At 40.4% G+C, this 12369-nt stretch carries 6 protein-coding genes; 3 read left to right on the top strand and 3 right to left on the bottom strand.

The features are described 5' to 3' along the window. Positions 1-567 precede the first annotated feature (567 nt). Both APHWEB_RS04465 and APHWEB_RS04460 read left to right on the top strand, forming a co-directional pair. Positions 568-1902, top strand: a complete 1335-nt coding sequence (locus tag APHWEB_RS04465) for a hypothetical protein (RefSeq protein ID WP_011450935.1) — start codon at positions 568-570, stop codon at positions 1900-1902. Positions 1903-2196: 294 nt separating this feature from the next. Further along, the gene (locus APHWEB_RS04460; protein ID WP_210164997.1) at positions 2197-3540 is read left to right on the top strand and encodes a hypothetical protein; all 1344 of its coding nucleotides are present in this window, start codon (positions 2197-2199) and stop codon (positions 3538-3540) included. A 1996-nt stretch (positions 3541-5536) separates the two neighbouring features. Here APHWEB_RS04460 and APHWEB_RS06810 read toward each other — a convergent pair. After that, entirely contained in the window at positions 5537-5701 is a 165-nt protein-coding gene (locus tag APHWEB_RS06810) for a hypothetical protein (RefSeq protein WP_011450939.1), read from the bottom strand. A gap of 487 nt (positions 5702-6188) precedes the next feature. On the opposite strand from APHWEB_RS06810, the gene APHWEB_RS04455 reads away from it, so the two are divergent. After that, positions 6189-7718, top strand: a complete 1530-nt coding sequence (locus APHWEB_RS04455; protein ID WP_020849361.1) for a hypothetical protein — start codon at positions 6189-6191, stop codon at positions 7716-7718. Between the two features lie 235 nt (positions 7719-7953). Here the strand turns inward: APHWEB_RS04455 and APHWEB_RS04450 are convergent, their stop codons facing one another. Beyond that, a complete protein-coding gene (locus APHWEB_RS04450; protein WP_011450941.1) occupies positions 7954-9231 on the bottom strand; it encodes an MFS transporter in 1278 nt (425 codons plus the stop codon). A 169-nt stretch (positions 9232-9400) separates the two neighbouring features. After that, positions 9401-12289, bottom strand: a complete 2889-nt coding sequence (locus tag APHWEB_RS04445) for a PD-(D/E)XK nuclease family protein (RefSeq protein ID WP_020848984.1) — start codon at positions 12287-12289, stop codon at positions 9401-9403. Positions 12290-12369 lie beyond the last annotated feature (80 nt).

Below are 12369 nucleotides of genomic sequence, written 5' to 3'. Positions count from 1 at the left end.
AAAGGACAGTTTGTAACATCAAAGCTTAGGCCTTTGATGAGGGAACTTTTGGCTATAGTAACGTCTATGTTATTATTCTAACACAAGCGATCTGTCTGTGTAAGATTTTCGGCTTCATCTTGAAGTACTTGAAAGAAAATGGACTCACCTGCCCTATCGACCATGTGTGCAGCATGGCACCTATATTTGAGCTAATGTTCGTGCTGTTTTATTCTACATTTAGGCGTTTATTCTGCCGGCAAAGCCGTTCCCATCAACGGGGATATTCTAGTCTTTAAAATACTGAGTAGTGCTTCGGCAATGTTTTAAGTGAGGTCTTCGAGATTAAGAAACTTCTCTGTAGCATAGCGCTGCACAAAGTTTCTCTATCATCCCAGGTTCTTCATTCCATATGTAAGCGTTTATCACGGTCATATTAAAGCTATTACCCATATTTTTGCGTGCGTGTGCACAATGTAAATTTTGTGAAACCGGCAATTGTTGAAAGCTATAACACGAATGTTATTCCCTTGAAAGTTACATGACACGCATGATATATGTGGGCATATGTGTTACGGTAGTGTTGTTATGCATTCTTCGATGGTTTATGAGTCAAAAACCTACAGAGTTTATAGTCGCGTAGTAGATGAGATAAAGAATGGAAAGCTCACGCATCGGGCTGTTTCTGTGTATCTCAGCTGGTTATTGGAAAAGTCTATATCAAAGTTGCAAGAAGTGGTAGAAACCTCTGAGGAAGAGCCTCATCCATTACTTCAGACAGCTTTGGATAATTTAGAGAAGGCGTACAATGATCTTTGTCTAGCACGGGAGGGTACCGCAGATGATATAAAACAGGTGCTAGTTGATGAAAACTATAGTTACATAGACAATTTACAGATTGCGTTGCTATGTCTTTCTAAGTGCCGTCATGGGTTAATGCCGATGCAAGGCGAAGCAGGAGAACATGCCGCGGCCATAAGTGCTGCATCTACTAACATTGCCTCAGCTTTGTGTATTTTGCAAGATAATGCACATCCCGTGGAAAAGAACACCGATGATACTAGAGCACGACTGTGCGGGTATTTAGATTCATTAGTGGATCTAGTTGAGTCTCTTCCAGAAGATGCTTTTCTATGCGTTACTCAAGGGGTTGGTGAGTACGACTTTGCCGTCAATTCTACTGCAAAGGCATCGTTACTACTCTCCCTAGAGGAGCTTCGTGCCATAGCCTCTACAATAGATCATATGGCTGATGACTTAAGTCGCGAGTGTATTCAGAAAAGTTTTGCAGCTGTGCTCGCACCTGTAAAAGTGATGATCTCAATACTTTCCCAAGCACCTGATATTCGTGCTCAAACAGCATTACATTGCCTGCTCGCTAACCGTCTCATAGAAAATAGTGAGAAAGCTATCGAAGGATATACTCAGGATCAACACACTAGTGATAAGGAGATGAATGCCGAGGATGTTATCTCTTCTGCTACATTGTGTACTGCAGGATCTGCACTGAGGTTGCTTGCTAGCTGCGCGAATAATGCTCCTGCATTTCCTCCATGCACTACAGATATTGTCAAGTGTGCGGGTCAGCTTGTTAAGAGCTACTATAAGTCATGCTGCTATAACCGGCATAGTGAATACAGTAGTGATGCTGAGGCTAACCTCCATTTTGGTGATGTTCTTGGGTGCTTATGTGCTGCGCGGGAATCTCTTGATGGAGTAGATGCGTCTGCCTTACCGAGTAATCGCGATCGTGAGGCGTTAGCTAGACTGCGTAACGGAATAATGCGTGCTTCAGAGCGTTGCGTCGCAGAACAAGTTGCTGAACCTGATCTTATCGAACCAGCACCTGGTGCAGGATGGGATGCCCTATCGGTTGAGGAAGTTGCACCAACCGCTGCTACCGCACCTTCTTTATACATTTAGTAGTTGTAGAGCTGTTGCGTGGTATTGCTGTGCGCATCTCAAAGGTGCGCACAATGGTTTGAGCATAGTAAGGGCCGTTTTCCGACGGCAAATTTCTCTAAGTCTGTTAATTGTTGAAATTAATAGATAGAGTTAAAACATCTTTCGGTCATTGACACATCTTGTACAAATGTGCCTGACAGATGTCTTTCTTTTAATAATTCTTAAAAAATTAATATATTTCTTGTGCATTGTATAAAAACGTCTCTATACTGCCTACAGGTGCGTTAAGGTATAGTTATGCCCAAGATGTATATGGGTTGGTGGCTGCCAGCAGGTAGATTTTATGAGGCTGTCAGTAACGGCATACGGCGGGGAAAGATATCACAGAAGGGTGTTGCTATGAAGGTATGTTATGCGTTAGAGAAGTCAATTAGTAAGCTCCCTGAAGTTCTGTGGAACGATGGTGTGAAATTAGCGGAGGAAGCTTCCGGTAAAAACTCTGTTTATATAGAGCGCGCTCGTCATGCTGCGCAGCTTATGTCCGTTGTGTATGATAAACTAACTGCAGCATGTCAGGCACCTGATGATTTAGGAAAAATTCTTATTGAAGATGCTAAACGGCACGTTACGCTATTACTAGCGGCATTGAATGAGATTGTAATGTTACGAGAAAGGCCGTTTCCTGAAAACATGCGCATGGGAATTGATTGTTTCAAAGCATGTTCTGCTTCTTCCTATCTTGCTGCTGCTATAGGTTTTATTCAGAATCATGAATGTTACACTGTAGGATCTGGGAAAATTGATAGGAAGGGTATTTTTGAGGCACGTACCCGATTATGTCTTAAGTTAGACGCTCTTTTGGATTCTTGGATTGCGCTTCCTGAAAAGGCATTTTCGCACCTTATAGAAGATAAAGAGGGGTTTCTCGGAATACGCATTACGAAGTCTTATGTAGTTAGCAGTCTGGAAGAGCTCCGTGTCTTTGCACACATGTTAGGGCCAGAAATCATCTGGCCCGATAGGTGTATGCTTTTAAACTCTTTTAGTACCCTGTTTATGCCGATACAGAAGTTGGAAATAAAGATAAACGAAACAAATCCTTGTGGTATATTGAATAAAATCATAAATCAAGCGACAAAAGATATAGAAAAAGACTTTAAAGACTATTATGAGAATGAAAGACATAGAGACACTGATATTAGCGACAAGGAGTTTTTTACTTGCCATCTTTTAAGAACTATAGCAGCGGGGCATGCACTTACATTAAGGTGCTTAGATTGTGAACCTGCCTCTCCTTGCGTGGATGATATTAGCTTATACGTTATAGTGCTAAAAGACTTGCTCTTTAGATATGTTGGGAGTTTGGAAGAAGAGCGAATAGAAGATGTAGCTTATTCTGGATCTTTTCTTAACTTAGTACGGATTGCGCGCGATTCTCTTTGCAGAATACAAACTGACACTTTACCAAATCAAATAAATGATGTGGTTGTGTTTAATAACATGAAAAAAACAATAGAAAAGTTAGAGGAGAGGTGCATCAACACACGTAAAGGAAGACGCGAAGTAAAAGAACCTGAGGGAATAATTGACGAAATATTAGCGTTATTAAGCACAGAAGTTAAAGATGTCGGAGATAAAAGTAAAGCGTCATCATAGATAAAAAGAAAACCGTCGACAGATTTATTTTGCAGTAGTGAATCATTTTCTGAATTATATGTAAGTAAGGTATTAGAAATGCTGTAATTATTTAATGAGCTACCGAAGAGCACTAGAAATAGATTGTGAAACTGAAAAGAAGAAGCTAGAGCCATATTTTAATGGCTGAAAATATAAGGAGAGTTCTATGTTTCAAGATAGTTTTTAGTAAATTGAGCAGTAGTGGATTAAGAAGCAATGGAAGGTTTTTCATTCAAGTACTCACCTTCTCAAGCGGACTGCTCTGTGATCAGAGTTATAAACGGGCTTAATAATGACTGTATGGTGGGTGGTTGAACTGAAGCGGTAGCCTCTTCAACGAGTGAAAGAAGCGTATAATAGTATGCCACATCTAGTAGGGTGAAATTATAATTTATTTACAATAGAAAAAGCATAACTGACTACGTAGGCGACGAGCTAAGTACATGCGTACTAAAGTCGATCATAGTGATCCTATGTATTCTGAAGAAAGAAAGTGTGGTAAAAAACGAGTAGGGCTAAGCAGTTTTGTGACATCAGTTATTATGCGCGCTGGGGGAAGAGATAGAAAAGTATCAAGAGAATATATTCGTTAGTGCTTCAGGAAGCAGGAAAATAACAGAGACCATAGAAAAATTAAAAAACTCGCTTCCAAAGGGGAAAAATATGTAGAGCATAAGGATATGAAAAGGGCTAGAATATTAATAAACGAGAAAGAATAAATTTTTTCATAAGATTCAGGTAAGGAATATAGAACAGTACAAGAACAGTACAAGAACAGTACAAGAACAGTACAAGAACAGTACAAGAACAGTACAAGAACAGTACAATACAAGAGGTGTTTCTCAATTGTCAAGAAAGGAGTGTGTATGCAAGAAAAATATGCTTTCCATCTTGTAATCTGTTACAAAAATCCATTGTAGGACTTTGTGCATTATAAAACTCTTAGAAGAAACGTCTCTACTTCCAATTGTTGCTCTATACCAAGCCATGGCCTTATATCAAAACGTGCTCGGATACAAAGCCTCTTATATAGATTTTGGAGCTGGTAACCTCTGCGGTTCTGGAAACAGTACATGAGTGAGAATATTCTTACCATATTAAGAAAAAACTTGATAGTAACAAAAAATCAGCGGAGCTTACAAGAAGCTAAGGCACAAATTATTACCCTATCCTCCCATGGGATAAACACATGATGGCAGTGTACATGCTATATACGGCTACGTGTTTAGAATAACAAATGGTTTGTATTTGTATATGTTTAATTATACGGAGTCTATTTTGCATACTATACACATCTCTAAAGCAGTATTGTCCTAGAATGCACCTGCTCGTGTCAAAGCTCACTTTTATAGCCCTTGGCATAGTGCTGAACACATATCACAACACCATTGTGGTACGAAAAAGCAGCGTTCATCACTCTTAGCCCTTCCACTTTGCGCATCTAAAAGAACTCATCACTTTTCCATAAGATGTACTTTTTCTTTGACTATACGGATTGCAGCACCACTGAAGATGGGATTAAACGGGTAATGTTCGTTATATGATGCATACCTAAAAGTATAAAAAAGAAAAAAGCTGGAAACGTTACAAATACCGCTAATAGCGGGGTACAACGCTGCTCACAAGAGGCAGCGCACTTTAAAATAAAGATAGGGTACGTTGATTTGTGTTGTATGCTACCTTAAAAAATATGAAACAAGAAAAGCTGTCAACACGGCAAATGCATACAATAATCCCGTAGCACTAGCAAATAGGTAACAACATCAGACCTACTAAGTGTTGTATGCTGCACGCTTTTATGTGATGGAACAGTTTACAGAACTGAGACACATTCAGAATAATTCCGAAGAGAATATTTGCTCTGAAAGTTGCACGCCAAGTATAGAGTCTAATGGCAAAAAAGCCTTCCTCTAGCATTGCAGGATTTATGTCTTCTGAAATTATTATGTAGTTACAATACCCAATGGATACCGGATTATACGAGTAGTTTTACAGGCATATGTTCTCTTGTTGCACGAATATTATAACGCTCTAATATTCTTACAACAGCCTTTGTACTCACATGTGCTGCATATAATCTTGCCACTATACTCTTCTTCCAAAATTCGAAAAACCCAATACCACATCCCTGCACTTTCATTCTGGATATTACTGCATCACCTAAACACTGAGAAAAAGTTAAGGTATACTATGTGGAATTCCTAACGGCAGATCCTCGCATACGTGGGCCTTGTTGGTTCTGTGCGCTATACATAGTTCCACAACTATCACCACTAAAACCCAACACCACATCCATGCACTTTACTTCTGGATATTACTTCATCACCCGAACACTGAGAAAAAGTTAAGGTATACTCCGTATAATTCCCAATGGTGAAGAATATGCGGTGCCTTGTTATGTCTATGTGCTATGCGTAATTCCACGACTATCTCTGCTAAAACCCAACACCACATACATGTACTTCCCTTTTAGACATCACTTCATCGCTCCAGACACTGAGAAAAAGTTAAGGCATGCTCCATATAATCCCTAAGGTAGATCCTCGTGTAGATAGTGTCTTGACAGTCATTTGCTTTCCTTGTGATCATGATTATAGAGAATATTGTCGCGTATATGGGGTGCCGCGGTGCATAATCATGGAAATCCATTAGGTCAGCCTAGTACACAAAGAGCTCCAGGGAGAAGAACTCTAACAGGAGAACCCTTGTACAGTTATCGCAGCACGAGAAGAGTAAGACATGGTAAAAAGTCTTCTGAAGAGGTTTTTAGCATTGTTAAAAAAAGAATACGAAAAGCTCACTGCGCAGTAAAAGTTGCTCTGGAAGAAGCTGAAGCACTGAGAAATCCACCTTCTGACGCTGATGCTGCAGTCCTTGATGTTGCCGGTGCTGATGCTGCTGGTGCTGCAGGTCTTGATGCTACCAGTACCGATGTTGATAGTGCTACACCTGATATATCAGAGCAGATTGATTTTCAACTGCTCGACGAAGTTGCATTGAAGTTAAGTGATCTTTCTCGGCAAGCATGTCATTTAGAACACAGCAGCCTACCATATGATATATTATATGGTCTATCCAAGCTTTCAAGTAATCCAAAACTTTTGCTGAGCCCCAATAACTTACTAGCTGGACATCTGAATGATGCTCTCAGTTATGCTTCGAATGTGATTGAAATACTACAGTTGCATTTCGGGCGTTACAAAGTCGATGACCCTTCACGGATCTTTGGTAAAGAACTTGCAATGCATAAAACAGTACTGCGATTTAGGAGAGCAGCACGGACTCTATGTAATGCATTTGATTCCATAAGTGATGACGCGTTGCAAAATGCCCTAAAACCTGTCATGGAGTGCAATATACAGAGACTCCGTACTATTGTTGCACAGAGTTCAGCTGTAAGTTTGAGCATGTCTTATCTGGTATGTCGTGAGACATCTCAGGAAAATAGAATTCTCCTTCAGGATTGCATACAGCAAAAATTTGAACCACTTGTTATGGTCGCAAAGGCGGTCTCAGAAGCACCAAACTGTAGCAGTGAAGCAATTATGAGCTGTAGCATTGCTTGCGCGGCCTATGACATAATGCGCACAGAACTAAATGCTTTTGCTAGTGATAAACCTACTCTTGACAGCGCAGTTGAAGATGCAGAGCACATATATGCAAACCTGTTGGAATGCATATCTTGTATGCATTTAATGCACAGTTGGTACAGAAAAACAGCGAATATAGAAGGAGATCCCACAAATTCTGACATTGTCCGTAATGCTATGATGGACGTTGCGCTGTCCCTCCAGGAGTGCGTAACAGATTTGAATAATAACCGAAAAAGAGACGGTAGTCTTTGCAATACCTTTACAAGTGCGTGTTTGTCAAAAATTATGGGACATTTCACTAGCACACAGCAATGCTTGCAATCTCTTAATACCAATAGCATGATAAACCCAGGCGAGTCACGTATCTTGGTGGCTGCATGTAGAAATGCCTTGCAAACCATTGAAAGTAGGTGCGAAAGACGCATTAGAGAGCGCTCTATTGAAAATGTTGGACAGCCTGAACCCACTGGCGATGTTGCCACCTTATTAACTAATATTCTAACAAACCGCAGCACGATATTCTCTAAAGCCGCTAGCAGTACGTTATTCCCAAATTTACAATAATCGCACAAAGGCTATATTTTATTTTCTCGTGCAGCTTAACGCCTTGGGGAGTACAGCCCCTCGCCCTCAAAAGCGCAAAGATCACCTATTAAAACTCACCTAACACCTGGAAAAACGCGAGACATAGAACCACCCCTCTATGTGTGTGCATAGAAAAACAAACATCAGCGCCATCAGAGAATGTTATATCGCGTTGCCACTGCGTAGCTTTGAGATATACAGTGATACAACTGAATTAGCACTTTGAAAACGTAAGACGATACCGATCGCCTTCAACACGTACGCCGAAAGTAAATATCAAAGCTATCACACATGAGAGAAATGTTATATATAGCGCTGGCATTATGTCTTTGCCCGTGATGTGAGAAAACCATAAACATAACGCTGGCGACAGAGCACCCGTCAAATATCCACAACTATATGCAAATGAAAAACAGGTCTGCCTAGCTCCTACCGGAAAAATTAGCGCTATAAACGACCCATACCAGCCAATATACAAACCCAACAGCGAGAAATACAGCACACGTGCCACCATGTAGCCTTTGCCGATAAAATAAACCGTCGGATAGGCAGTTAAGGCTATCGAAAGCAATATCAAGATAAAACAAGTTTTCCTTTTAGCAAAGTCTAATACCGCCAAACTGCTACAAGCTACCAAGGCCAAAACTAGCATGGACATTTCATGCTCCAAAAACATAGACTTGTGCACAATGTCCATATACACCACAGACATGTAGAAAAACCCTGATGAAAGCGCCGACATAGAAATTATGAGCAAAACAGAGGATATATTGCAGCACAAAGACTTAAAAATATTCTCCCGTTGCCCACTGGCTTTGTATTCTACGTACTCAGCACTTTCATGGAGAAACTTACGCAAGTACGGTAACGGCAAACTCACAAGGACAGCAGCAAAAAATGGTATTCTCCATCCCCAATCATTCATATGCTCAGGAGATAGAATAAGCTCGCACATCCGCACAACAAACACACCCAAGATCGTGCCCACTGTCGTGGAGAAAATACGCGCAACCCAAATAGCATGCACTTTCCTACCGCCTACAGTCTCAGCCATCAGGACCACTCCTCCTACCTCTGCTCCAAAAGCTAAACCCTGAACCACTCTGAGAAGAGCCAAAAATAATATAGATAAAATGCCCCAAACCTTCGGCGTAGGGAGTAATGCCATTCCTAAAACAGAAGTTACCAGCAAACCGGTAGAGAGCGTTAGCGCCACCTTACGGCCTTTTTTATCACCTACATATCCGAAAAACACAGCCCCCAAGGGTCTAGAAACAAACGCAGCAGCAAAGACCAAAAAACCTATCAACGTAGCAAGATACGTGCTATTGGTGCCGGAAAAAAGCTCACCTTGTACGAAAAATACCTTATTCAAGGTACTACTCATTATACCGTACACCATAAAATCGTAGTGCTCTATTGCGTTGCATAGAAGGGTAGATAGCACAACACCATTAAGGCAAAAAACTCTCTTACATGTCTTGATAAACACCCTATCCTCTACGATTAGTATGAGTTTGACAAAAAGTAACACAGCGCCACAAACATGACAAGTGCAGATAACGGCATATATACTAAACAATTTACATGAATCAATTGCGTAAACTAAGAAGATAAATACCTTCTGATCATCCCCATCACTCTATTTTCTGTTTTACGCACTAATACGGCCTGCCATATTGTGGTATCTTTTCTCTGATTCTGGAAAAAAGCTCATATTCCACAAACTTAGAAAAATCTTCACGGGGGTAAAATGGTATCATTTCTTCCTGAAATTTTACCAAAAAGTTCTGTAGCCCTTCCTTTGCAGCCTTTATAACATCAGGAAGATCTTTAATCTCTGTAATTTCTACAGATTCCGGTGTAATTCTCCAGTACGCAAAAGACGCATCTTTCTTCTCATTGCTTTCTGAAACACATATAGAGTCAATTATGCCCCTAGACGCAAATCCGCACTGTATGTCAACTTGAGAAGGTACCATACCAATTTTGTAACATACCACCAATGGAGATCCATCCCTCAAATACGAAACACTATCGCACTTTGATATGACCTTTATTCCCTCGCTTACATCCCAAGTAAAATCAGACTCCACTTCTATTGCAGAGACGTTACATTTTCTTTCTCTATCGGCCTGAAAAAAATTCTCTGCCATCGCTTCAAACCTTGGCCACCATAATTTTTCAATGTACGGATAGCTCTTGCATACAGTAGCAAACTCTCTCTTTGCGATATCTATCAGAGCGCTATAATCGCTGCCAAGGCCCATATTTTTTAAGTATTGCAGAAATATACTGCGTACTGTAACGGCAAAATTTTTCGCCATATTCCCGGTATTTACTGATTTTACAGGATAGATGCCTAAAACATAACGTGAATAGAAAGCGTAAGGATTGCTAATCAGCATCCCCAAAGCCTCAGCAGTTAATACAGAAAACACCTGGCTCCTAACTTCAAGCTTAGGATTAGGTTCACAAAGAAACTTACTGAGATAAGCGGATTTATCTATGTTTAAATCTACAGAAGAAACTGTACTGTCAGAAGAAGATTTAGACGCATTGGAAAAAGATGATAACAAAAAGTCTAAGTACCTAATGAGAAGTGGCGCTTCAGTGACTTTACCACAACTTTCAACTGATCTAGTGATATAAAGACGTTTCGCATGAAAGAGATTATACAATATACTTAAGAAGATGCCTTTATACCCTTCATCAGTGGGTATCTTTAGCTTTTTTCTGATGGTATTGTTGAGTAATGAACTTCGTCTTACCGGAGCAAACCCTCCTTCGTTAAAACCAGATATAATTACAACTTCGCTCCTGACTGAACCCACTGAGAATATATCGTTCCTTGCATCCTTAAAATAACACTCCAAGAGATCCTTGCATATGTGCTTATAGTTGCGTACGGTGAATATCTTCTTACCCTTACAGTAGGCCGTAAGGTTTCTAAAGAATGCTTCTATATTCTCAAAGATTCCATCACAGTTATCCCTCTTAACGTATGCAGAATTTCCCCCAACTAGATTCCTAATACTTTTCAAATGGGCCTGTATTATTTCGCCTAAAGAATGTTTACCATCTAGTTCCATAAATGGCCCAATCGCTTCTACTACTCTGCGCCAATATTCCCTTGATTCTGCGCTTCCTACTTCATATACAGCATGAGTAATTGCTTCAAAGCCTGAAACGGCGTGCTTTCTTATTATTTCTGTTTCGAATTGACAAACTGCTGCCCCATATGCTTCTTTATCCTCATAGCCTATTGTTACCATGCCGTGTTTTATCATTGACAAAAGGTGCGCTGCATCGCCTTCTGATACCACAACCTCTATAACACATAGCATAAGAGTCGAAATAACATGCTCATCATCGCACCGAACTTCCTCTGTATCCCTCAATGACAAAGTAGAGTATATTCTAGACGATAAAGAATCACTCCCTAAAAATACCGTACATGCCCCCTGGATAGACCGTGTATAGCCTGCGATCTCCGACGCATACTGAGAAAGTGCTATATTGTTATTTAGCGCACTACTTGATGCCGTATTATTGGTTGATACCGCGTTATTTGCATTTTTTTCGGTGCCGCAAAATACGTCTCTATCATTCCCTGACGCACAACAATACCGTTGTGCAATCTCTATAACCTTGCGCGCTTCTTCATTTTCTGAGCCACATATCACTAATTCAATGTTTTGTTGCTCCTTAATGTGGCAGTATCGCTCATCTGATAGGCTGGGTATTTCAAAATTGAATGCTAGATCAACGAGATGGTTTTTATCCCGTTGATCAAGAATACTCACTTCTTCTCTGCCTATTCCTAATTCATCAAGCAGCTTCATAAAACGGTACTGATAATGCCCCATTTCCAGAGTTTTCCATTTATTCTCAGGCATTTCCAAATCTAAGTCTGGCAGTATGATAAAGCTCTCGGAGATACTCTCGAAAATTGACCGTAAAAGTTCTGAAAATGCTCTATTAGAGGCTATGCCTGCCACCGCAACTTTCTTTCCTGATAAACACAATTCTGAGAAGAATCTTTCAACTTGTGCAATAGCTGATGCATTACTATGCCCTGTACTTTTCCACCACCGGGCAAAGTCGATTAAAAATTCTGAAGTTAAACACCGGTACCCAAAGAGATCTTCCTCCTCTAACGATGTGCTCAATCGATCCAAATCAGTACAGTTAAGATAGATTTCATCAAGCATCAAAAGTAATTCTTTTGCCAAACTTGCAGGATAGTCTGTATGGCGCAGTGCATTCCATTCTTCTATAAACTGCATGCATAACAACAGTGCTCCTGCGCGGGCTTCTATATCATCCTCGTATGCGCTCTTGACAATTTCTGAAAACGCCAAAACCTCTATGTTATCTTCTATTCCGCATTGCTTTGAAAAGTAGAATTGTAAGCATTCTGCATCACTGCGATTGGGCACAACAACAGTGTCAATTTTCCGGCAATCCACAAATTTAGCGACGACTTCCCAAAATAGTTCGCTACTGTGGACTACAAATATCCTACCGCTCACATTACCCAAATTCACATACAGACCTGTGCAAATTCAGGCAAGTGTACACATGAGACAACACACAGTCACGAACAATAAACTATGCCATAGAATGC

The organism is Anaplasma phagocytophilum str. Webster, from assembly GCF_000964685.1.
Lineage (GTDB): Bacteria > Pseudomonadota > Alphaproteobacteria > Rickettsiales > Anaplasmataceae > Anaplasma > Anaplasma phagocytophilum.
This window is presented reverse-complemented; position numbering and strand designations above follow the sequence as displayed.